The sequence below is a fragment of the Allobosea sp. TBD101 genome, from assembly GCF_059817965.1.
Genome location: NZ_CM187543.1, coordinates 4597176 through 4619525 on the forward strand (window position 1 = coordinate 4597176; position 22350 = coordinate 4619525).

Sequence of the window (22350 nt, forward strand, 5' to 3'; positions counted from 1 at the left end):
GACTCCCTCCAGCCGCTTGACCTACCCTACTACCGGCTCGTTGAACTGATCGAAGGCCCGCAAGGCGTCGGCGGCGTACATCAGCGCCGGGCCACCGCCCATATAGACCGACATCGCAGCGATCTCGGCTACTTCCTGCCTCGTCGCACCAAGGCCAACCAATGCCTTGCTGTGGAATCCGATGCAGCCGTCACAACGCTGCGTAATGCCGATCGCGAGAGCCACCAGCTCCTTGGTCTTCCTGTCGAGGGCACCGTCGGCACCGGCTGCCTTCGACAGGGCGTAAAAAGCCTGCATAGCATCGGGTTGCAGCTTCCGGATCTCGCTGGTGTAGGCCGAGATATCCCTGGTGATGGCGCGATAATCCTTGCTCAAAGCCCACTCCTAGCCGGCTCGCTTAACACTTCATGTTTTGATAATATAAGAAGAACATGAAATGTGAAGTAGGCGTCACAATGGATTTGATGCAGATCATGCCTGAGAAGGCCGAAGCCGTAGCCGACTTCCTCAAGGGGTTGGCCAATCCGAGCCGGCTTCTAATTCTCTGCGCGCTGTCCCAGGGCGAAAGGAGCGTCACGGAGCTGATCGCAGCGACCAGCGTACCGCAGACCTCGATGTCCCAGCACCTCGCCAGACTGAAGGCCGAGGGTATCGTCGAATTCCGCCGCGATCACCGGACCCTGTATTATTTCATCGGCCACCCGGTCGTGACTGAGATTATGACGGTGCTCTACGGGCATTTTTGCGCCAGCAAGACCTGAGAAGCCGGCCAGCACTGCCGGCATGTCCAGCTCCGTTGCCGATCAGGCTCGGCAAACACGGCGCATGCGGAGGTCCGATCGGCCCCGACGATGCATCGTCTGCCCGTAGGCCCTACGCAAGACGACCGTCGCGCAGGGTGAATTTCCGGTCGAACCAGTCGAATATCTTCTCATCGTGGGTGACGACGATGATCGCGGCCTCCTGCTCGACGGCAACCTTTCGGAGCAGGTCCATGACGATTCCCGCGCGTTTCGAATCGAGTGCGGCCGTCGGCTCGTCGGCGAGAATGATACGTGGCCGATTGGCCAGGGCGCGCGCAATGGCAACGCGCTGCGCCTCGCCACCCGATAGCTGGGCGGGCATCGCGTTTCGGCGGTGCCCGACCTCGAGATAATCGAGCAGCTCGACCGCTCGGGCCCGGGCCGCGCCCGCTTCCTCCCCGGCCAGTTGCAGCACGAGAGCCACATTATCGGTCGCGTCGAGAAACGGGATGAGATTGTGGAACTGGAAGATGAAGCCAATATTGTGAAGCCTGAGCTGCCTGAGATTGGGTTTCAGCCATCGCCCCTCGCTCAGCACCGTCTCGCCGTCGAGCGCCATCGAGCCAGAGGACGCATCGAGGATGCAGCCGATGATGTTGAGGAGTGTCGTCTTCCCGGAGCCGGAGGGGCCGAGCAACGCGACGACCTGACGCGGATAGACGTCCAGGCTCACATCGCGAAGTGCGTCCACCCGCGTCTCGCCTTCGCCGAAATGCTTGGAGATGCGCTCACAGCGGACGAGCGGATGATCTGCCATCTCTCAGCTTCCCAATGCCGTCGCGGGATCCACCCGAAGCGCCGCGCGAACCCCGAGCCCGCTCGCCATCAGGCACACGACCACCACGACGAGGCCGAGCGCGAACATGTTGTCGGCTTCGAGGATCACGCGGCGCGGAAAGGAGCCGCTGATGCTCGCGATCAGCATGGCGCCGATGGAAAATCCGATGAGCCCGAGCGCCAGCGCCTGCTGAACGATCATGCCAATGATGGTTCGATCCGGGGCGCCGATCAGCTTCAGGGTGGCGATCTGCTTGGTCTTCTCGATGGTCATCGTGTAGATGATCAGGGCGATGATCACAGCGGATACGACGAGCAAGAGCGACGTGAAGAGCCCGATCTGACGCCTGGCGCGGTCGACCAGAGAGCGGATCAGGATCTGCTCCTGAGCCTCCTGCGTGATCGCAGTCTGGTGTTTCCAGCGGCGGACGGCTTCTGCTACCGCTTCAGGAGAAGCATTGGGCTGCAGCCGCGCGACGACCGCGTTCACAGTGTCGCGGCTTCCTCCGACGACACCGCGTGCCTGCTGGATGCGTACTGCCGGCGGAGCAAGGTCGAACTGCAGCTTCTGCGCATCCGCCAGGGTGATGTACACGGCCGGATCGCCGCCGGAGCTGACCTGGTGGCGCGTCAATCCCACGACAGAAAACGTGTTCCGGCCGACGCGGAGGCGATCGCCGAGCGCGAGGCCGGTGCTTTGATCGGCCACCATCTCATAATGGCTGCGGGCGATCCCCCGTCCGGCAAGAATCTCCGGCGGCCCTCCTGGCCGCGTCGGCTCGTAGCCGATGACATAGAGCCTGAGCTTGGCGCCCATATGCTCAGTTTCGACGGTCTGATAGGTGATGCCGCCAGCCGACTCCACGCCGGCGATGCGCGCGACGGCCTCGCGGACGTCGCCGGGAATGCGCGAGGCTTCGGCGAAGGGGCCACGCGTGCTGGCCTCGACGATCCACAGATCGACGGCGGGAGCCCGGGCGATGGTCAGCGCATCGACGACAAGTCCGCGATAGATGCCGATCATGGCCAGCACGACACCGAGCAGAAGTCCGAGCCCGATGCAGGTCAGGATGAAGCGCCCGAAGCCGTGCCTTATGTCGCGATAGGCGAGGTTCACGGTCCCTTGCCCTCGCTGACCTGCGCACGGCGCCCGACCCGCAAGTCCGGCGTGACCCGCATTATCACGCGCGCGCGCTCGGGCACCCCGCCGACGATCTCGAGGCGGGAATCTTCCGCGCGATGCCGGAACCTGACGAGCCGGCGGTTCAGCCGGCCATCCTCGAGCGTCCAGACCGTGCCTTCGTGGCCGTTGTAGCCATGGACGGCTGCCTCTGGAATCAGAAGCGCCTCGGCGAGGGTGGCAGCGGTGATCAGGAACTCGACCTGCTCTCCCAGGAAAACGCGGGCGGGCGGGTTGTCGCCCCTGATGAAGACGCGTCGCTCCTCCGTGCTGCGATCGCTTTCAAGCCCGATGCGGGCCACCTTGCCGGTGAAGACGTCCTGCGGGCGGGAACGCAAGCGGGCCTGCACCCGCTGGCCTTCCGCTATGAAGCCGGCACGCGCTTCGTCGACATAGGCGAGACCCCAGTAGCTGTCGTTTGCGATCAGCGTGAAGATCGGATCGCCGGCCTTGACGACCGTGCCCAGTTCTTTGTGCCGTTCAATGACGATCGCGTCGTAGGGAGCCGTCAATGTCCGGTGTCCCAGCAACGTTTCTTCGAACTGGACTTGCGCCCGGGCATCCGCCAGTTGCGCCCTGCTGCTCGCGACCTCGCTTTCGGTAACGGTAACATCCGCCTTGGCAACGGCCTCGTCCCGGGCGGACTCTTCGGCCGACTGCTCCGATACGACGCTACGTCCGGCGAGCTCCTGCCTACGCCGGTTGGCAACCTGCCTTTGCGCGAGAACGGCGCGCGCCTTCTCCAGATTCGCCTCCGCTCGCTCGATATTGACTTCGGCGATCTGGAGCGCGGCGCGTGCCTTTGCCGCCTTGGCCTCCTGCTCGCCCAGGCTGAGCCGGGCCAGGACCTGCCCCTTGCGGACATGGTCGCCGTGATCCGCATGGAGTTCCACTAGCGCAGCTCCAGCCTCGAAGCCGACTTTGGACATCACGCGGGCCTCGACCGTGCCCAGTCCGAATACACGGACCGGAACATCACGCTCGGGCATGAGTGCTTCAACTTCGACCGGACGATTACTGTAGACGACGCCGGCGCCCAAAAGCACACTGACGACCGCAACGCCCGCAAGGGCACGCCGGACGGCTCGGCGGCCGAAGATGCCTGTCCGCTTCGGCTTCGTCGCGTTCAGACCGCCGATGATACCCGGCTGGTTGGATGGCGCATCCATGTCGTTCAGGCTCCGTAGCGATCATGCGCGCCGCATGGCGGCCGTTCAGGTGAGCCAAGGCACGATGACGTCGTGGCCGAGGCGATGGCGGCGACGCCTGCTGCCGGGCTAGCGCACATCTCCCGGGTTGGCCTCCTTGCGGCCAACAACCAATTATCGCTACTCACGACGGTCATTGCGTATCCCCCCGACATCAATGAATATTTGATTCAGGATGTTGTACATTGACGGAGCGCAACGATCCCCGTCGTGGATCGCGATCCGAAACGCACGGCGGAACTGCACTCTCGTTGTCAGCGCGTAACATGGCCGGCACCAGTAAGTGGGCCATCTGCGAGCAAGACACCTACCGTCCAGCGCCGGATGGCTTCGCCCTCGCGCACAGAAACAGCGCGCGGAGGTGGTGCGGTCCTGCAAGCTCGACCCGGTTCCCGGGGCGGAGAACCATCAGCGCAGTTGCCCCGACGTCTATGTCCGCGCGGCTTCGCGCCACCACGGTGGCGAGACCGGCGACGCCGTCTGGGTGCCGCGCGGCGCGGGTCCATCGTGTATGATAGGCGGCGGCCTTCTCACGCATGGCGAGCTTGGCGTTGATACCGTCGCAATCCTGGGTAACATCCGAGATGCGGATGTTGGCGCAACGGCTTGCAACGCTTGCGGCGTCAGCAGAAAACTCACAGGGCAGTTGATCTCAGAAGATGAATTCGTCCAGCGCCGCGTCCGGCTGATGCGGCTGGGGTTGCGCCGCATCCTGATCGATGCCGCATTCTGCCATGATCCTCCGGTGAATCGTGCGCTCCGCCGCCATGGTGTAGCTCGACCAGACATGCTCCTGCAGGATGTCCCGCACGCACCCGAACGCATCCGCGTCCGGCCCAGGCTCCTGCGCAGCGGAACGGGCGAGTTGATCGGCCGCCGACGCGATCAGGTCGCCCGTGGCGCCGACATTCGAGAATGAGAGCCGCGCCTGCGCAATCACCGCGCAGAAGCCGTCGCTTTCCTGGGCCAGCCAGTCGAGCGTGGCGCCGAGCCGCTCTCCGGTCCCGCGTATAGAGGCGAGTGAGCTACGCATCGCCCGTTCGAGCGCCGCGAAGCGGGCCGCATCGAGCCTGTCGCAGCGCTTGAATTCACCTGAAACGGCCTGCATCCGATCGAAGATCGGCGTCAGGCGGCGCGTGTCTGCCGCGATCGCATCGGCAGCCTGCTTCAGCTCCTGGGCGATGACGACCAGGCTGCGGCCGCCCCCGCCGATGCGCGCGGCGCGCAGTCCCGCGTTCATGCCGATCAGGACGATGTCGGACACGGCTTTCGATAGGATCGGGACGGTTCGCTGGCACGTGTCGAGCACGCCCGACAGCGCATCGGTGACCTGATCGACGCCGGCTCGCGCGGTATCGCATTTGCCAAGCAATTCGGAAGCCTCCGCCAATTCGGCCTCGAGATTTCCGAGGAAGGAGGCGGGTTCTGTGCCCTGCCCGCCATAGAATGCGCACATGAGATCGATCAGCTTCGTCGTATCCCCGGCGAGCAACGCCAGCGCGGTCTCGATCGTATCGGCATCCCCGGTGAGGGTGGCCGCAATGTCGCGAAGCTGGCCGGATTGGAGCCGGTGCAGGACGAAGCGGCAGGCTCGCTTCGCCTCATCGCCGAGCCCGGCGCCCGGACCCGTCCCCTCGGCGATCGCGTCCACGAGCCGCAACCCCGCGATCGCGTGCTCGAGCCGTTGCCGTATGCTGTCCCCCGACTGCAGGGCGACGATCGCACCTCCGGTCGCCATCGCGATCCTGCCGGAATGGGCCGCGGCATCGCTCGTCAGTGCCGCGCTCTTCTGCTGGCGAACCGCTACCGCGGCGAGGGTCAGTTCGAGCTTTTCTGCCAGGACCGACAGAGCGCATCCGTAGCGCCGCTCGAAATCGCGCTGCATCCCGAGAGCGGAGCGCAGCAGCGCGCTCAGCCTGTCATGATCGCGGGCGCAAGCCTCGACGGTGCGTTGCGCCTCGGTCGTCAAAGTCAGGATCTCGCCGGTGAACGCGCCGAAGTCACTCCCGGTCGATGCGATGGAGACCGCTTCGATGCGCGCACCGCGGGTCAGGATCATGATCAGCCGCATTTGCCTGATCAGGCGTTCCAGCGCCTGCGAGACGACGGCGTCGTGCGTCGCCAGGTCCTGCAACTTGCCGATTTCCCCCGAGAGGTTCTGGCCGAGCCGGCGAAGGTCCGAAGCCAACCCGCCGAGCGTCGCCCGTGCGCGCCCGAAGTCCTCGCCGGTCAGCTCGCGCGATAGCGTCGAGAAGCGCTCCTTCAGGCTGTCGAACAGGGGCAGGCCCGCGCCGAGCCGCTCGCCCGCCTCGGCAAAGGTGCTGTCGATCTGTCGCGCACCGGTCTCGAGAGTGTCGGTCAGCACTGATGTTGGGTAATCGCTGCAACTCATCGCGGATCCACCCCCTCACGCACCAGGCGCGGCTCCGCCGCGGAATTGCCGACCGCCTGCGGCCAGGCCATGATCTCATGCGGAACCCGCGCAAGGCGGACGATGCGCTGGGCCGCGCCGAGTTCGATCGCTTCCTTCGGCATGCCGAAGACGACGCAGCTATCCTCGTCCTGCGCCAGGGTACAGGCCCCGGCCTTGCGCATCTCGAGCAGGCCGCGGGCCCCATCATCGCCCATGCCAGTCATGATCAGGCCGAGCGCGTTGGCGCCGGCATATTGGGCCGCCGAGCGGAACAGCACGTCGACCGAGGGACGGTGGCGCGAGACATGCGGGCCATCCTTGATCGCAACCCGATACTGACTACCCGAGCGCTGCAGCAGCATGTGGCGGTTTCCCGGCGCGATCAGCACGCGGCCGGTCCTGAGTTCATCGCCGTCTTCGGCTTCCTTGACCTCGACGGCGCAGATGCCGTCCAGCCGGCGCGCGAATGCCGCAGTGAACTTTTCGGGCATGTGCTGCACCACGGCGATGCCCGGGCAGGTCATCGGGAGCGCGGTGAGCACTTCCCGCAAGGTCTCGGTGCCCCCGGTCGAGATGCCGATGCAGACGATGCGGTCCGTCTCGCCGCGAGCGCGGCCGGGCACGGGTGGCGGCATGATCACATCGGCCGTCAGCTTCTTCTCGATCGGCGGGCGCGCCAGCCTGGGCCGCAGCCGCGCCTGGGCCGCCGCCCTGACCGAGTGCCGCAGACGGTCGGCCGTCTCGATCAGGGCGTTGCGCGTGTCAATACGAGGCTTCGGCAGCACGTCGACCGCACCGGCTTCCAGGGCGTCGAACAGCGCTCGCGATCCGGCTTCCGTCAAGGTCGAGCAGATGATTACGGGTATCGGCCGTTGGGCCATGATCTTGCGCAGGAAGGTCAGCCCGTCCATCCCCGGCATCTCGATGTCGAGGATCATGACATCGGGCAGTTCGTTCTGCAGGCGGCGCACCGCTGCCGGGACGTCGGCCGCCGTTCCCATCACCTCGATGCCGGGGTCGTCGTTCAGGATCGCGCTGAGAACCTGCCGCACCGAGGCGGAATCGTCGACGATGAGCGCGCGGATCGGCTGGCTGGTCACGCTGCTGACCTCCTGAGCGCTGCCGGACAGGCCTGGTACACGGTCGGGACGACCTGCTGGATACCGGGAATGCCGCTGCCGGCCATGGATTCCGAGTGGCCGAGCATCAAGTATCCGCCGGGACGCAGATGCGATACCAGCCGCCGGATCACCGCCTTCTGGGTAGGGCCGTCGAAATAGATCAGGACGTTGCGGCAGAAGATGACGTCGATGTCCCGGTCGAACGGATAGCTCTCGTCCATCAGGTTCAGACGCTCGAAACGGACCTTGCGGCGCAGCTCCGGCGCGACCCTGACGAGGTCCTGCCGCGGATCCTTCGATCTCATGAGGTAACGTTGCTGCATCGCCGTCGGCACCGGGGCGACGAAGGCGCTCGGATAGATCGCCATGTCGGCTTCGCGCAGTACCTCCGTCGAGATGTCGGTCCCCAGGATCGAGAAGCGCATCGGCGCCCCGGCATTGGCGAGGTCTTGCAGCACCATTGCGGCCGTGTAGGCCTCGGCGCCCGTCGAGCTGGCCGCGCTCCAGATCTTCAGGCTCGCGGGGCGCGTGTCCTTGCGCTGCTGCAGCTGCGGTACCGCGACATTGCGCAGGAATTCGAAATGGCTCGGCTCCCGAAAGAAATCGGTCTTGTTGGTAGTGACGCAGTCGATCAGGTGGACTAGCTCGTCATCGAGTCCGCCCTGTTCGAACAGATGAGCGCCATAGTGCGACACGTTCGACAATCCGAGGGCACGGGCGCGCTTGCGCAGCCGCCCCTCGACCATGGTGCGCTTGGCCGCCGGCAGCTTGATGCCGACGCGGCTCTCGATGATCGCGGCGATGGCCGAGAAATGCCTGTCGGCCAGATGGTCCGCGGCGTCCGACATCATTGGCGTCACCGCTCTCACGCGACCCTGTCGATGGCGAGGTCGGCCGCGGCCAGGTCGTCGGCCTCCATGAGACGCTCGAGATCGAAGACGACGATGAAGGCTTCGCCCTTGCGGCCGATCCCGGCGATGTAGTTCGATTGCCAGCGACCGCCGACATCGGGAGCGGCCTCGGTCTGGTCGGCATCGAGGCCGGTGACCTCGAAGACGCGATCGGCGACGAAACCGACGCCCCGGGTGCGGCCCTTGACCGGCACGTCCAGGATGATGATGCGGGTCGCCTCGGTGGGCTCGGCGCGCGGCAGTCCGAGCTTGGTCCGCAGATCGACGATCGGATAGCCGGCGCCGCGGACGTCGATCATGCCGAGCAGGAAGGCCGGCGCATGCGGCAGCTTCGAGATCGGGCGCATGTCGAGGATCTCGCGGACATTGCGGATATCGATGCCGAAGAGCTCCTGGTCGATGCCTAGGGTCAGGTATTGGGCGGTCTCGGCCATGGGGGGATTCCCGATGCGGCGGTAGGGCGTGGCTAAGTGCGGGCGGCAGGGCCGGCCCCGCCCGAAGGCGAGGCCGGCATTGGCTCAACTGCGATGGAAGGCGGCGTCGTGCTGGTCTCCGCCGTCCTCCATGTCGAAGGAGAAGCCGCCATTGGCGACCTTCTTCGCCGGGCGCGCCGCAGGGGCAGGCGCCTTTTTCGGCTGGAGCGCCGAGGCCATGGCCGCAGCCTTGCCGCGCAGCTGGGCGACCGCTTTGTCGGTGCTGGTCGCCGGCTGGCCGCTGCGGCGCAGGCCGCCTTCGTCGAGGCGGAAGAAGGCGATCGTGGCCTGCAGCGTCTCTGCCTGGGCCGAGAGCTCCTCGGAGGTCGCGGAGACCTGCTCGGAGGCTGCCGCGTTCTGCTGCGTCACCTTGTCGAGCTGCTGGATCGCCTGGTTGATCTGGGCCGCGCCGACATCCTGCTCGCGGCTGGCGGAGGTGATCTCCTCGACGAGCTCGGCAGTCTTCTTGATGTCGGGCACCAGCCTGGCCAGCATCGAGCCGGCTTCCTGCGCGACCTTGACCGTGTCTGCCGACAAGGTGCCGATCTCGGCCGCTGCCGCCTGGCTGCGCTCGGCGAGCTTGCGCACTTCCGAGGCCACCACCGCGAAGCCCTTGCCGTGCTCTCCGGCGCGGGCGGCCTCGACCGCCGCGTTCAGCGCCAACAGATCGGTCTGGCGAGCAATCTCCTGCACGATGTTGATCTTGGCGGCGATGGTCTGCATCGCATCGACCGCCTTGCCGACGGCGATGCCACTCGTCTCGGCGTCCTTGGCGGACTGGGAGGCCATCTTCTCAGTCTGGCTGGCGTTCTCCGCGTTCTGCTTCACGTTCGCCGCCATCTCTTCCATGGACGAGGAGGCTTCCTCCGTCGACGCAGCCTGCTCGGTCGAGCCCTGAGAGAGCTGCTCAGCGCTGGCCGACAGCTCCTGGCTGCCCGAGGACATGTTCTCGGCGGCGCTCGTCACCTGCCCGACTACATCGCGCAGCTTGTCGACCATGTTCTCGAGCGCGATGCCGAGCGTGTCCTTGTCCGACAGGCGCTTGGCCTCGACGGTGAGGTCGCCGTTGGAGATGGCGTCCGCCACCCGGGCCGTGGCGCTGAGATTGGTGGTCATCGTGTTCAGCGAGGTCACGAGATCGCCGATCTCGTCCTGGCTCCTGACGGCGATGGTCTGGCTGAGATCGCCGATGGCGACGGCGTTGGCGAGGCCGGCTGCGCGCGACAGGCCGCGGCTGATGCTCAGCGCGATCCAGCTCGCGGCGCCAATGGCGACAAGCAGCGAAACAAGGATGATCGCGATCAGCAGCGTCTTGGCAAAGGCAGCCTGCTCACCGGCTTCCTTGGCGGCCTGCGCCGCGGTCTGATCGATGAAGATCTTGTACTCGTCCAGCGCTGCCACGAGAGCGTTGCTGACCGTTCGCCCTTCGCCCATGCTCAAGGTGATGGCCTTGATGGTGCCGGCCTCTCCGACGACGCCCGAGACGCGGTTTATCAGGCCAAGCAGCGCTTCCGTGGGAGTGGCTACGTTGGATGACGGGGCTGTCGACGCCGCTTTCGCCATCTCCGTGCGCACGACCTCCAAGCCCGCGACGATTGCTTTCCGGCGCTCTTCGATCTGGTCGACCGACTGCGCAGAGAAGCTCTGGGTGAGCTGGCCGAGCGAGCCGGCGAGCGCGGCCCTTCCGTTCTGAATCGCCTGTGATGCCCGGGCTGCCTCTGCCGTCTGGGCGGCGCCCAACGCAGCCAATACCTGGTCGATTGTCTGGTTGAACTCCTTGAGGGCAGCCTGGCCCTCGCCATTCCAGATGTCGATGGCCCGATGGCTCGAGTTCAACTGGGCATACTGGAGAACCTGGTCCTGCACCGCGCCGAAGCGATCGATCGTGGGTGCCATCGCATCCCACCTGCGCTTGCCGCCGTCCACCGCAATGGCAACCAGTTCATTCTTGATTTTGAGAGCGACCGCGCGGCGCTCCGCGGCTCTGGCGGCATACTCCCTTGCCTCCTTTTCCGAGGCGGAGATGATGGCGTTTTTCTCGGCTCGAATGGAATCCTGGAAGGCGATAGCGATCGCTCCAAGTTTACCGACCCGCTCGTTGAAGATGACGAGAGTATCCTGCACCTTGGTCATTTCGGTCAGCTTCTGATAGGCGAGGCCGCCGGCCGTGAGGGATAGCGCGATAACCACGCCGAAGGCGCCTGCCAGCTTGGTCTTGATGGTCATTCTCATGTTCGTTCCCCGGTAAGCAACGTGAAGGGTTCCTGCGCTGTCTCGACAGCGCCTCAACTCAGGATTTTTTCGAGATCGGGAACGATGACGAACTCGTCGTTCCACTTGATGATGGAGCGGATGAATTCGGGCCGCCAATGCAGCCCCAGGCGCGGCACCTGCTGCACCTCGGCAGTCGAGATCTCCGTGACCTCGTAGACCTTGTCGGCCATGATCCCGAGCGCGACCGAGTCGCCGTCGATCTCGATCTCGACGACGACGATCCGGCTGTCGGTGGTGTCCGTGCGCCGGGGCATGCCGAAGCGCAGGCGCAGATCCGCCAACGGAATGACGTTGCCGCGCACATTGATCAGCGCCGGCAGGAAGGTGCGCGCGCCGGCGACCCGGGTGGCGGGGACCGGGTCGATGATCTCGCGCACGATGTCGGCCTCGATCGCGAAGATCTCGTTGCCGAGACCGACCAGCAGGGCCTGCAGGCGGGCCCCGCTCGAGGCCGCGGGGTCCTGAGCGGCGTTGTCCGATATCTGGAGCTGCGTCATGCCGCCTCCGGCGTCTTGTCGGTCTCGGAGCGGTTCTGGCCGAGCGAGACGAGCTGGGTGACATCGAGGATCAGGGCCGCCGTGCCATCGCCGAGAATGGTAGCGCCCGAGAACATCACGACGTCGGCGTGGAGCTTGGAGAGCGATTTGATCACGGTCTGGTGGCTGCCGATGATCTGATCGACCACCAGACCGACACGGGTGTCGCCGGTCGTGGTGATGATGATCTTCTGATGCGGGTCGGGCTCGCCCTCCGCGTCGAAGAGATCGCGCAGCCTCAGGAAGGGCACCAGATCGCCGCGGACGTTCAGGAAGCTGCGGCCGCGGGCTCGCGCATCCTCGGTCGCGGTCAGCTCGACGCATTCCTCGACCGCCGAGAGCGGGATGATGTAGCGGCCCTCCCCGACGCGGATCAGCAGCCCCTCGATGATAGCGAGCGTCAACGGCAGCCGCAGCGTTACCGTGCTGCCACAGCCCGGCACCGTGACGAGATCGATCGTGCCCCGCATGGCCTCGATGGTGCGCTTGACCACATCCATGCCGACGCCCCGGCCCGACAAGGCGGAAATCGTCCTGGCAGTCGAGAAGCCCGGATGGAACAGGAACTGGTGAATCTCGTGGTCGCTCAGGGCAGCGCCCGGCGCGACCAGGCCCTGCTCCTCGGCCTTGGCGCGAATGCGGGCCGTATCCAGTCCAGCACCATCGTCGCGGACGGTCACCAGTACCTGCGCGCCGACATAGCGGGCGGCGAGCTCGATGCGCCCCGTCGCCGGCTTGACGGTTCCGGCACGGGTCCCGGGCGCCTCGATGCCGTGGTCGATGGCGTTGCGGATCAGGTGCACGAGCGGATCGGCGAGACGCTCGATCATGGTCTTGTCGAGCTCGGTGTCTTCGCCGGCCGTGACGAAGTCGACTGGCTTGCCGAGATCGCGGGAGAGGTCGTGAACGAGGCGGCGGAAGCGGCCGAAGAGGGAGCCCATCGGCACCATGCGCACACCCATGGTGGAATCGCGCAGGCCCGATGCCAGCCGTTCGATGTCCTCGGCGATCGACTTGATCGCGAGGTCGGAGCCCGCATTTGCGAGCTGGCTCAGCCTGGCCTGGGCGATGACGAGCTCGCCGACGCGGTCCATCAATTCGTCGAGACGCTCGGCCTGGACGCGGACCGTCGAGGTCTTGTCCTCGGCGCGGCGGACATACTCAGCCTTCTCGACGCTGCCACGTTCCGTCAGAGCCTGGGGCGCGCCCCTCGCCGGGACGACGACCTCCGTCGCCGCCTCGGCCTGCACGGACTGGGGCGGGACAGCCCCACAGGCTACTGGTGCGAGCGGCATGATGGCAAGCTTCATCTCGTCGCGGACGAACATGAAGACATCCTCGATGTCCTCTCGCGAACAGCCCGCACGGAGCTCAGCGGTCCAGGAGATCAGGCAGGCCTCCGGATCGAGCGCCTCCAGCTCCGGCACGGCGCCAAGATGGGCGGTGACCTGGCAGGGGCCGAGCGCACGCAGATCGTCAAGCAGGACCAGGGGATTACTGCCGTTGCGCAGGACATCCGGCTGGAAGGCGATCTCGACCAGCCAGCCTTCGGCACTTGTGGGCGCGGGGGCCGTCTCGTGCGTCGCAGAGGGGGCACCGAGCGCCTGGTTTGCGCCGGCCCCGCCGGCGATCAGGCTCTGCAGCTCCTCGACGATCGCCTCGCCGATGATGGCATCGGTCGCGTCGGGGTCCTCGATCAGCGAGCGGATATAATCCTTCGCGCTCAGCGAGACGCTGATGATGTCGGGTTCGGCGGCAATCTTGCCCTTGCGGATCAGGTCGAAGGCGGTTTCGAAATCATGGGTGAAGGTGGCGACACGGTCGAAGCCGAACATCGCGCCCGAGCCCTTGATGGTGTGCAGCGCCCGGAACGCGGCGTCGATCAGATCGCCATCCTGCGGGGTCTGGCCGAGATCGAGCAGCGCTGCCTCGAGGCTGTCGAGCAGGTCGCTCGCCTCCTGCCGGAAGGTTTCGGTCGGATCGAGCTCGATCATGTCCGCACCAGCTTCGAGACCACCGCCAGCAACTGCTCCGGCTTGAAGGGTTTGGTGATCCAGCCCGTCGCACCGGCGGCCTTGGCCTGCTGCTTGACGCCGTCGTCGGATTCGGTGGTGAGAAAGACGATGGGAACGCCGGTGAAACTCGGCAGCGCGCGCAGACCCCGGATCATCTCCAACCCGTTCATCACCGGCATGTTCAGATCGGTGATGACGAGGTCGAAGCGCTCCGCCTTGGCCTTGGCGAGGCCTTCCGAGCCATCGCCCGCCTCGACGACGTTGTGGCCGGACGGCGCGAGCACCAGCTTGATCATCTGCCGCATGCTGGGGGAATCATCGACGCTCAGAATTGACGCCATGCCGTTCAAGCCCCGTTGTTGAGAATGCTGTCGGGAAGCTGCGCGGGCGAGATGCCGGCGCGCACCAGTGCGGCGCTCAAGGCGCCGGCTACGCCGGTGAGGCGGAAATCCAGGCCCTTCGCTCTTGCGCTATTCCGGGCGGCGACGAGCAATTGTACGGAGCTTATGTCGCAATGACTTACTTTGCTGCAATCTATAGTAATTTTGTCCGAATCTCGAAAACTAACGACGACACCACTATATATATCGGCAATCGATTTTATCGTCATGTCACACGGTAGAATAAACACTATTGGCTTCTTCATATCCGCACCCATCAATCAAATCATTCTGGAAAAATTCCATAAAATATATAAATATCTATTAAAAATAACAGAAACTCATCACTTAGATACAAATATTATATAATATTTTAAACAACCACTTTGAGTATAATACGATAAAATCAATTATTTAATGCTATCTAAGCCGCCTCAAGTTTATCGTTAAATTTTATTCCACCTGAGAAATTTAAGTCGGATTGGGGGCGAGGACGTGCGAAGTGGAAGCCTTGCATGTAATTGCAGCCTGCGGCCATCAGAAGCGTGGCCTGCTCTTCTCTTTCAACGCCTTCTGCAGTGGTCGTGATATTTAGCTCTCTCGATAGCCTCGTTATCGTCTTGATTATCGCCATGCTGCAGTGTTTGCTTGAAATATCCTCGACGAATGATTTGTCTATCTTGATCTTGTCGAACGAGAATTTCTGCAAATAACTCAGAGACGAAAATCCGATCCCGAAATCATCGAGAACGATACGCGACCCAAGGCTCCGTAGACGCTTCAGGATCTCGAGATTTTCGGTGGTTTCTTGGAGAAGAACGGATTCTGTGATCTCGAGCTCCAGCCTCCCCGGCGGAAGCTTGGACACCAGGAGAGCATCCGCGACCGTTTCCACCAGATTGCCGCTCTTGAACTGCGCCGGAGAGAGGTTGACCGCGACCTTGATCTCCCGCGGCCAATGGGTCGCATCCGTGCAGGCCTGGCGCAAAACCCATGCGCCAAGCTCCGTGATTACGCCGGTATCCTCTGCGATCGGAATGAACTCGGCGGGCGAAATCAGCCCGCGCTGCGGGTGGCGCCAACGGATCAAGGCTTCAAACCCAGCGATCTGCCGCGTCCCGGCATGAACGAAGGGCTGATAGTGGAGCTCGAACTGCTCTTGGGAGATCGCAGATCGCAACTCGGATTCGAGGACACGGCGGGAACGCGCCTCGATTTCCATCTTCGTCTCGAACAGCCGAAATGCGTTGCGGCCGTCCGCCTTGACCCTGTAGAGCGCCAGGTCCGCATTCTTCACGAGCTCCTCGACCGTGCCCCCGTCGGTCGGCGCCAAGGCTGTCAAACGGCCCGCAAAGTTGCCCCCCGATCGGCGTCCAATGTTGACCCCTTGAGTATGCTTCGCGGCGAGGAGGCGGCGCGGCGGAGCTGGTCTGGATTGCGCAGCCGCGCCGACTCCGGATCGGTGGTGTGCGGGGAACTCAGAGCCTGTTCTTGAAGCGCCAGCTCTCGTTGCCGGTCTCGACGATGTCGCAGTGATGGGTGAGCCGGTCGAGGAGCGCGGTGGTCATCTTGGCGTCGCCGAAGACGGACGGCCATTCGCCGAAGGCGAGGTTCGTGGTGACGATGACGGAGCTCTGCTCGTAGAGCTTGCTGACCAGGTGGAAGAGCAGTTGTCCGCCGGACTGGGCAAAGGGCAGATAGCCGAGTTCGTCGAGGACGATGAAGTCCATGCGTGCGAGATAATCGGCCATGCGGCCCTGGCGGCCGGTGCGGGCTTCGGCCTCGAGCTTGTTGACGAGATCGACGACGTTGAAGAAGCGGCCTCGAGCACCGGCACGGATGCATGCCCGGGCGATCGCGATGGCGAGATGGGTCTTGCCGGTCCCAGTCCCGCCGACGAGGACAACATTGCGCTGGTGCGCCAGGAAGTTGCCGCCGGCGAGATCATGAACGAGGGTCTCGTTGATCGGGGTTCCGTCGAAGGCGAAGTCGGCGACATCCTTGGCGAGCGGTAGCTTGGCGATGGTGATCTGATACTTGATCGAACGAGCCTGCTTCTCGGCGATTTCGGCGGCGAGGAGGTCGCCGACGACGCGCTGCGGCTCGTGCTGGCGCTTCACCGCCGAGGCGATGATCTCGTCGTAGGCGGCCTTCATGCCATAGAGCTTGAGCTCGCCCATGGTGGCAAGAATCTCCGAGCGTTCCATCACACGGCTCTCCTGAGGCTGTCGTAGCGGGCACAATCGGCGGCAGGCTCATGGTGCAGGCGCAAGGCATCGGGCGTCATGATCGTGATCGCTGCCGCCGGCTCGCGGCGCCGGGCCAGGATGTTGATGATCACGTCGGCGGAGTGGACGCCTTGCCGCAGAGCATCCGCGCAGGCGGCTTCGACGGCGGACAATCCGTCGCTCAGCACCGCGGTGAGGATCTCAACCATCTGCCGGTCGCCGTCTTGAACGGCCGCGAGCTTGCGCCGGACCCGGTCGATCGCACCGGGCAAGACCCAGTCCTTGAAGGGCGCTCCGTTCCGCAGGGCGCCCGGCTTGCGAGCCAGTACCGGGACATAGTGCCAGGGATCGTAGATGGTCTGGTCGCGGCCATAGCAGCGGGGATGCTCGCCGACGATACGCCCGTCCTGGCGCAGCTCGATCCGATCGGCATAGGCGCGGATCTCGACGGGGCGCCCGACCGCACTCGCGATGACCGAGTACTTGTTGTTGTCGAAGCGCACGAGACAGGTCTTCGACACCGAGGCTGGCAGTGAGTGGAAGCCGTCGAACCGCCCCGCGTAAGGCACCAGGCTCGGGCGCTCGGCTTCGAACATCTCCCAGATTGTGCGGTCACGTTGCTCCGGATGGCGGTGGGCCTTGGCGTAGCGAAGCACCTGATCCAGCAGCCAGGCGTTCAACTCGTCGTAGTTCTTGACCCGCAGGCGCGGGGCGAAGAAGCGCTCGCGCACGAGCCCGACCTGGTTCTCGACCTGCCCCTTCTCCCAGCCCGAGGCTGGCGTGCAGGCGACAGGGTCGACCAGATAGTGGCTGCACATCTGCTGGAAGCGGCGGTTATAGGCCCGCTCCTTGCCGACGAAGATCGTCTCCACAGCGGTCTTCATGTTGTCGTAGATGCCGCGCGTGCAGGCGCCCTTGAAGAAGGCGAAGGCGCGGTCATGGGCGTCGAAGACCATCTCCTGGCTCTCGCGCGGATAGGCCCGTACGAACAGCATGCGCGAGTGACAAAGCCGGACATGCGCCACCTTCACCTGGGTCGTGGCGCCATTGATGACGACGATCTCGTGGCTCCAGTCGAACTGGTAGGCCTCGCCGGGCGCGAAGCTCAAAGGCACATAGGCGTCGGCTGTGACGGCGGATTGCTCGCGGCGCCAGCCTCGCGCATAGCGACGAACGGCATCGTATCCGCCCTCGTAGCCGAGATCCCGCAGCTCTTCGAAAAGACGGATCAGCGTCAGGCGCTCGCGGGCCGGCTTGCCGTCGTTCGCCATCAGAAGCCGATCCAGCTCAGGGCGCCAGGGCCCTATCTTCGGCTGCGGCTGAACCTTCCGCTCATACTCGAACGACGTCGCGCCAGAGCGCAGCACCTTGCGCACCGTGTTCCGAGAGACGTGCAGCTCGCGGGCGATCTCCTTGATCGTCTTCCCGCGGATCGAAAACTCGCGCCGGATCCGCGCAATCGTATCCACGCCCTTCATCCCCCGCCCGCCCATCCGAAACCAGGACGGACAGTCTCACCGAAACCGGCTCAAGGGGGTCAAAGTTGGACGCCGATCCCCCGCCTCATGGGGTCAAACTTGCACGCCGAAACACAAAGGCGATCCCGATGCTCGCCCTGATGGTCACCTTGTTTCCGTCGATGTCATAGGGCGCGCCGATCGCGTCGATGATCCTGTTCGCCAGGCGAGCTACACATTTCTGCTGATCCTGCTCCGTCCGCTGGATGATGGCGAACTCGTCGCCACCCAGCCGCGCGACCGTGTCGGAGCGACGCGTGCAGGACCGAAGCCGTTGCGCTACCTGCTTGAGGAGATTGTCGCCCGCCGGATGGCCGAGCGAATCGTTGATGTCCTTGAACTTGTCGAGGTCCAGCATGTAGACGGCAAATCCCTTGCCTCTCTGCCTCAGGCGCGCGAGTGCCTGCTTCATATCCTGCGTGAACAGGGTGCGATTGGCGAGGTTGGTCAGGGTGTCGTGGCTGGCGGCGTAGGCTACCTGCTTTTCGATACGATGGCGCTCCGTGATATCGGTGTGCGTCGTCACCCAGCCGCCGCCCGGGATGGGGTGACGGCTGATTGCTATCGCTCGCCCATCGTTCAGTTCCTCGACTTCGTAGGACGCCTTGAAGATCGGTTCCGCACGATCTTCAAGGTAAACTGCGGGATCGCTTCCTGCGTATAGGCCTCTGTCTACACGGAGTTTGACGATCTCCTGGACAGGCATGCCTTCCTTTATGATGTCCGGCGGCAGGCCGTACATTCGAGCGTATTTTTCGTTGCACAGGACAACCCTTCTATCGGAGTCGAACATGCACAGCCCCTGATTCATGTTGGCGAGAATGGCCTCCAGCTGAGCGGATTTCCGCATGGCGTGCCGTTCACTCGTCAGCCTCGCCGCTTCCGCCGCCTTTCGGGCGGTGATGTCCACCCGGATCGCCATATAGGCTGCAGGCTTTCCGCGATCATCGAGCCTGGGGATGATCGTCGTGTCGACCCAATACAGGGTCCCGTCCTTGGCTCGGTTGCAGATCTCGCCACGCCAGACGGCCCCGCGAGCGATGGTCCGATACATGTCGTGGAAAAACACCGGTGAGTGTGCACCGGAATTGACGACCCTATGATCAAATCCAAGAAGCTCGGATCTCTGGTAGCCGCTGATGCTGCAGAATTTGTCGTTTACGTAAGTTATTGTTCCATCGATATTGGTGACGGCGAGAATGACCGCCTGATCGAGGGCATATTGGCGTAGCGACAATTCGTGATTGGCGGCCGACTCCCTGATCCGGGACTGATGCTTTTCCGTGACGTCCGACAATGTGACGAGGACATGATCGCCCTGGTTTGCGCCGTCGTCGTGACCAATGTTGATCTCCAGCCAGCGCGGATGTCCGTCCGCCGTCAGACACCGCATCTCATGATAAGGCGCTTCTCTGGGGGAGGCGGACGAATTGGGAGCTGGCTCCTCTCCGCTGAATTCGATTCCGCTCTCCAGGAACGACGCGGCTGGTTGGCCAATCGTCGCCTCTACGGAGTGGCCGAGGATGCGTTCCCATGCGTCGTTGACGAAGACGATGCGGCCATCCCCGTCGACCTGCATGACGATCTGCTGAAGTTGATTGACGATGCTCTCGTATTGCCGCGCCTGGCGCTGCAGCCGCCCCTCGCCGGCGGCAATGATCGCGGTGGTGCGGCGCACATAGCGGAATGCCAGGAACGACAGGATGGCAAAGCCGCTAAACTCGATGGCGATCGTTGCCACGAAGCCATTCCACGCGGTCCTTAGGCGGTCTGCCGCACGCCGGCTGACATCGTCCGCGAATTGGTCCTCCAGCACCTTCAGCCGATCTATCCGCGCCGTCGTCTTCGCCCACCATTCGCCGGCATCAAGACTTTCCAGCGAACGCGTCAGCGGCAGATCCCGGAAAGCGCGCCGCATCTCTTCGATGGCGCGGCTATCCGCTTCGCGGGCCGCATAGGCAGCATATCGGGCCCGATGGGGGCCCGTCGCCGCCTCAAATTCCGACATCTGGGCGGCTGCGCGCGCGACCGCATGGACATGGGTCTGGTGAAGATCCGGCTCAAACTGCCCCGCCGCGATCATTGCGCCGCCGGTCGCACGCTCGATGCCGGCCGTATCCTTCACGATCATCAAGGCCCGGTAGGCCAGCAGATGCTGCACAAGCTCGGCGTCATCAATGAAGGAACTCAGCTTGGCCATTGCTTCGAACAGAGGGGTGATGGCTTGGCCATACGCTCCGACGATCTCAAGAGGCTTTGCGGCTTGATGCTGGACCACATCTCGGAACGGGGACAGCCGGTGGAACGCCGCATCGATCGCGCCAAGCTGGCCGGCCAGAGCATTCTCCTGATCCGGGCCAAATGCGTGTCGAGCAGCCTTCTGGTAGGCGGTGAATGCCGCATCCGTGATAGGAAACTGGTCCTTGAGGTGCGCCTCCTGGCTCGGGTCGCGGTGGGATGCCGCAACGCCGGCAGAAAGGCCGCGTTCCTTTTGCAGTTCATGAACGAAGCTTGAGGCCGCCTTGGCGAGCGCGACATGCTCTTGAACGGCTTGGCCTTGCGTAAATTTGCGGTAATGGCCGGTCGCGATCCACAGGAGCGGGACACCTAGCATCAGCAGCGCAACTGCGGTGGGAACCGCTAGGCGCCTTGAGAGCTCTGAACGCGGCATGGAAAGTCTGTCTGGCGATTAGGGGGAGGAAGAAAGGTATTGCTGTGCCGATTTCGGCGTATTCTTGAGTCAATGACGCTTGCGATTATATAATTCTATAATTGAATTTAAGGTATCGCTGCTATTTTGTATGAATTTAGAATTCAATTCGTGGATGCATATTTTTTTCTGAAATAGAATTCGATTTATCATCCTGATTGACGGCTTGTGATTTGAAAATGCACAACGTCCCGGAAATTCGTGGCGCTTTCTGGCGATTTCAGTACTGCCGCGCCGTTTGGCGATATCCCTCGAGCGTGGCTTTGGGCCGGAACAGGAGAGTATGGAGGAGCAGTCGGGTGCGGCTTGCGCTCGTGCAAAGGGGGGCGCAACGATGAGGGGAGGGCCCCGTACAGCTTCACGGCTGCGGGTCTTTTCGGACTCTTCCGGCCTAAGCGGACTCATGAGATAAAGGCTCCGGCGTCGCATTCATCGTCACGTGCAAGGTCCGCGAGGAGGAGTGATCGCAACCGAACATGCACTGTTCGATACCGTACATAGTCGGAGTTAAAAAAGGGATAAGCTGCCCAAAGGGCACCGAAATCAACCTTTCCGGGAGAACTGCTTGGCGGACAAATTAAAAGGCGATTTCGAGATCCGAAATCGAATACTGCTCTCCCTGCGCCCTGAAGCATGCGCGTATCTGCAGCCTCGCCTGATCACGAAACGACTATCGCCGGGCCAGGTCATATACGATAACGAGGCATCCTTTACTCACGCGGTATTTCCCCATGAGGGCGTGATTTCTCTGCAAGCCGAGATGCGCGACAAGCGCAGCGTCGAGAAGGCATCGATCGGCTATGAAGGATTCATCGGAATGGCCCTAGTGATGGGCGGCGGCGGAGCGCTCAGCAGGTCCACGGTCGTGGTGCCCGGCTATGCCTCCTGGCTTTCCATAGGGGACCTCGATGACGCGATTGCCGGCTTTCCCTGCGTCCGCAACGCCATGCTGCGATATGCGAAATGCCTCATCATCCAGTTGCTGGAATCGGTTGCCTGCAACAGCCTCCACAATGCGGAAGAGCGGATTTCACGTTGGCTTTTGGATGCGCGTGATCGGGTTGTCGGCGATTCCTTCCAGCTTACCCAGAGCGCGATTTCCGAGGCGCTCGGACTTCGCCGGGCGACGGTCAACGGGGCCTGCTCGCGGTTGATGGAAGAAGGGGCCATCGCGTACGCGCGTGGAAACCTGACCGTGCTGGATCCTGGAATTATCGAGAACCATGCATGCGAATGTTATGGCCGCATACGGAGAGCCTTTCAGCGGAATTTTTGATCGTTCTCGCGGGGCATGGGCAAAACAGAAAAGCGTCCGCTGCCGGCGTCTTTGAGACAGTTTATGGTGGGCATGAGGGAGAGATTTCGACTTGAAGCCGGCAGCTGCGGGGATTTGTCCGGGTCGTTCTTGATGACTTTCGTCGGTGGATTTGACGGCCCGCCGCCAGCGCAACGCTCGTCGGCTGGCTAGCGCGGCTGGCGACCGCCAGCCGGTCGGCGATCTTCACGGCAGCATCGTCGGCACCCTCTCACCGCCAATCATTATACGATTTCATATAGCGTATAGCTATGAGGTCTAAGCGCACGTACTAGCAGGCCTCGAACACTCCCGCTGCGGTGTCCAGCCCGCACAACGCGGCCAAGCAGCGTGCGCCGAACTCAGACGCCTGCGGCAACGGCCTGGAGAAGCAGCAGCGCCGCTTCGTGAAGATCAGCGCGCGGCTCGGTTGAGCGGGCCAGCTGGACAGTTCGAAGAACCTCGCGGCCTTCGGCGTTTTGTGATTCTCTGGCACCGAGCCGGAGCGAG

At 63.5% G+C, this 22350-nt stretch carries 20 protein-coding genes; 3 read left to right on the forward strand and 17 right to left on the reverse strand.

What is annotated here, in order from left to right:
- Nucleotides 1-21: 21 nt before the first annotated feature.
- On the reverse strand, nucleotides 22-375 hold the full coding sequence (locus AC6RIC_RS22445; RefSeq protein ID WP_454658219.1) for a carboxymuconolactone decarboxylase family protein: 354 nt from the start codon (nucleotides 373-375) through the stop codon (nucleotides 22-24).
- An 80-nt stretch (nucleotides 376-455) separates the two neighbouring features.
- On the opposite strand from AC6RIC_RS22445, the gene AC6RIC_RS22450 reads away from it, so the two are divergent.
- Entirely contained in the window at nucleotides 456-761 is a 306-nt protein-coding gene (locus AC6RIC_RS22450) for an ArsR/SmtB family transcription factor (RefSeq protein WP_499733973.1), read from the forward strand.
- Between the two features lie 112 nt (nucleotides 762-873).
- Here the strand turns inward: AC6RIC_RS22450 and AC6RIC_RS22455 are convergent, their stop codons facing one another.
- The 3 genes from AC6RIC_RS22455 to AC6RIC_RS22465 form a co-directional block, all read right to left on the reverse strand.
- A complete protein-coding gene (locus tag AC6RIC_RS22455) occupies nucleotides 874-1476 on the reverse strand; it encodes an ABC transporter ATP-binding protein (RefSeq protein ID WP_499733974.1) in 603 nt (200 codons plus the stop codon).
- Nucleotides 1477-1563: 87 nt separating this feature from the next.
- Nucleotides 1564-2604 carry an ABC transporter permease gene (locus AC6RIC_RS22460; RefSeq protein WP_499733975.1) on the reverse strand — a complete coding sequence of 347 codons (1041 nt, stop codon included), beginning with the start codon at nucleotides 2602-2604 and terminating at the stop codon, nucleotides 1564-1566.
- An 89-nt stretch (nucleotides 2605-2693) separates the two neighbouring features.
- Nucleotides 2694-3929 (reverse strand): efflux RND transporter periplasmic adaptor subunit, encoded by a 1236-nt coding sequence (locus AC6RIC_RS22465; protein WP_499733976.1) that lies wholly within the window; start codon nucleotides 3927-3929, stop codon nucleotides 2694-2696.
- Nucleotides 3930-4001: 72 nt separating this feature from the next.
- On the opposite strand from AC6RIC_RS22465, the gene AC6RIC_RS22470 reads away from it, so the two are divergent.
- Complete coding sequence (locus tag AC6RIC_RS22470; protein WP_499733977.1) at nucleotides 4002-4157, forward strand: hypothetical protein; 156 nt, start codon at nucleotides 4002-4004, stop codon at nucleotides 4155-4157.
- Between the two features lie 463 nt (nucleotides 4158-4620).
- Here AC6RIC_RS22470 and AC6RIC_RS22475 read toward each other — a convergent pair whose 3' ends face one another.
- The 13 genes from AC6RIC_RS22475 to AC6RIC_RS22535 form a co-directional block, all read right to left on the reverse strand.
- A complete protein-coding gene (locus AC6RIC_RS22475; protein WP_499733978.1) occupies nucleotides 4621-6333 on the reverse strand; it encodes a hypothetical protein in 1713 nt (570 codons plus the stop codon).
- Between the two features lie 23 nt (nucleotides 6334-6356).
- Complete coding sequence (locus AC6RIC_RS22480) at nucleotides 6357-7481, reverse strand: protein-glutamate methylesterase/protein-glutamine glutaminase (RefSeq protein WP_499733979.1); 1125 nt, start codon at nucleotides 7479-7481, stop codon at nucleotides 6357-6359.
- Nucleotides 7478-8350 carry a CheR family methyltransferase gene (locus AC6RIC_RS22485; protein ID WP_454658226.1) on the reverse strand — a complete coding sequence of 291 codons (873 nt, stop codon included), beginning with the start codon at nucleotides 8348-8350 and terminating at the stop codon, nucleotides 7478-7480. The genes AC6RIC_RS22480 and AC6RIC_RS22485 overlap by 4 nt, the downstream gene beginning before the upstream one ends.
- A 17-nt stretch (nucleotides 8351-8367) precedes the next feature.
- Nucleotides 8368-8847, reverse strand: a complete 480-nt coding sequence (locus tag AC6RIC_RS22490; protein WP_499733980.1) for a chemotaxis protein CheW — start codon at nucleotides 8845-8847, stop codon at nucleotides 8368-8370.
- A gap of 84 nt (nucleotides 8848-8931) precedes the next feature.
- The gene (locus tag AC6RIC_RS22495; RefSeq protein WP_499733981.1) at nucleotides 8932-11118 is read right to left on the reverse strand and encodes a HAMP domain-containing methyl-accepting chemotaxis protein; all 2187 of its coding nucleotides are present in this window, start codon (nucleotides 11116-11118) and stop codon (nucleotides 8932-8934) included.
- A gap of 53 nt (nucleotides 11119-11171) precedes the next feature.
- Complete coding sequence (locus AC6RIC_RS22500) at nucleotides 11172-11657, reverse strand: chemotaxis protein CheW (protein WP_454658229.1); 486 nt, start codon at nucleotides 11655-11657, stop codon at nucleotides 11172-11174.
- On the reverse strand, nucleotides 11654-13690 hold the full coding sequence (locus AC6RIC_RS22505) for a chemotaxis protein CheA (RefSeq protein ID WP_499733982.1): 2037 nt from the start codon (nucleotides 13688-13690) through the stop codon (nucleotides 11654-11656). The genes AC6RIC_RS22500 and AC6RIC_RS22505 overlap by 4 nt, the downstream gene beginning before the upstream one ends.
- Nucleotides 13687-14052, reverse strand: coding sequence for a response regulator (locus AC6RIC_RS22510; protein ID WP_454658231.1), 366 nt, complete (start codon nucleotides 14050-14052; stop codon nucleotides 13687-13689). Before AC6RIC_RS22510 ends, AC6RIC_RS22505 begins: the two co-directional genes overlap by 4 nt.
- 5 nt (nucleotides 14053-14057) lie before the next feature.
- Nucleotides 14058-14369 (reverse strand): STAS domain-containing protein, encoded by a 312-nt coding sequence (locus AC6RIC_RS22515; RefSeq protein WP_499733983.1) that lies wholly within the window; start codon nucleotides 14367-14369, stop codon nucleotides 14058-14060.
- 146 nt (nucleotides 14370-14515) lie between these two features.
- Nucleotides 14516-15424: a putative bifunctional diguanylate cyclase/phosphodiesterase gene (locus AC6RIC_RS22520; RefSeq protein WP_499733984.1), complete on the reverse strand. Its 909-nt coding sequence runs from the start codon at nucleotides 15422-15424 to the stop codon at nucleotides 14516-14518.
- A gap of 145 nt (nucleotides 15425-15569) precedes the next feature.
- Nucleotides 15570-16298, reverse strand: coding sequence for an IS21-like element helper ATPase IstB (gene istB, locus AC6RIC_RS22525; RefSeq protein WP_499732768.1), 729 nt, complete (start codon nucleotides 16296-16298; stop codon nucleotides 15570-15572).
- A complete protein-coding gene (istA, locus tag AC6RIC_RS22530) occupies nucleotides 16298-17797 on the reverse strand; it encodes an IS21 family transposase (RefSeq protein ID WP_499732769.1) in 1500 nt (499 codons plus the stop codon). Before istA ends, istB begins: the two co-directional genes overlap by 1 nt.
- An 85-nt stretch (nucleotides 17798-17882) precedes the next feature.
- Nucleotides 17883-20507, reverse strand: a complete 2625-nt coding sequence (locus tag AC6RIC_RS22535; RefSeq protein ID WP_499733985.1) for a nitrate- and nitrite sensing domain-containing protein — start codon at nucleotides 20505-20507, stop codon at nucleotides 17883-17885.
- 604 nt (nucleotides 20508-21111) lie between these two features.
- Here AC6RIC_RS22535 and AC6RIC_RS22540 point away from each other — a divergent pair.
- Nucleotides 21112-21822 (forward strand): Crp/Fnr family transcriptional regulator, encoded by a 711-nt coding sequence (locus AC6RIC_RS22540; RefSeq protein WP_499733986.1) that lies wholly within the window; start codon nucleotides 21112-21114, stop codon nucleotides 21820-21822.
- The last annotated feature ends 528 nt before the right edge of the window (nucleotides 21823-22350 follow it).

Coding starts and splice junctions, on each gene's coding strand:
- AC6RIC_RS22490 (WP_499733980.1), bottom strand. CDS start 8,847: ATGGCCGAGACCGCCCAATACCTGACCCTAGGCATCGACCAGGAGCTC.
- istA (WP_499732769.1), bottom strand. CDS start 17,797: ATGAAGGGCGTGGATACGATTGCGCGGATCCGGCGCGAGTTTTCGATC.
- istB (WP_499732768.1), bottom strand. CDS start 16,298: ATGGAACGCTCGGAGATTCTTGCCACCATGGGCGAGCTCAAGCTCTAT.
- AC6RIC_RS22465 (WP_499733976.1), bottom strand. CDS start 3,929: ATGGATGCGCCATCCAACCAGCCGGGTATCATCGGCGGTCTGAACGCG.
- AC6RIC_RS22515 (WP_499733983.1), bottom strand. CDS start 14,369: ATGGGTGCGGATATGAAGAAGCCAATAGTGTTTATTCTACCGTGTGAC.
- AC6RIC_RS22450 (WP_499733973.1), top strand. CDS start 456: ATGGATTTGATGCAGATCATGCCTGAGAAGGCCGAAGCCGTAGCCGAC.
- AC6RIC_RS22505 (WP_499733982.1), bottom strand. CDS start 13,690: ATGATCGAGCTCGATCCGACCGAAACCTTCCGGCAGGAGGCGAGCGAC.
- AC6RIC_RS22460 (WP_499733975.1), bottom strand. CDS start 2,604: ATGATCGGCATCTATCGCGGACTTGTCGTCGATGCGCTGACCATCGCC.
- AC6RIC_RS22485 (WP_454658226.1), bottom strand. CDS start 8,350: ATGTCGGACGCCGCGGACCATCTGGCCGACAGGCATTTCTCGGCCATC.
- AC6RIC_RS22535 (WP_499733985.1), bottom strand. CDS start 20,507: ATGCCGCGTTCAGAGCTCTCAAGGCGCCTAGCGGTTCCCACCGCAGTT.
- AC6RIC_RS22510 (WP_454658231.1), bottom strand. CDS start 14,052: ATGGCGTCAATTCTGAGCGTCGATGATTCCCCCAGCATGCGGCAGATG.
- AC6RIC_RS22500 (WP_454658229.1), bottom strand. CDS start 11,657: ATGACGCAGCTCCAGATATCGGACAACGCCGCTCAGGACCCCGCGGCC.
- AC6RIC_RS22495 (WP_499733981.1), bottom strand. CDS start 11,118: ATGAGAATGACCATCAAGACCAAGCTGGCAGGCGCCTTCGGCGTGGTT.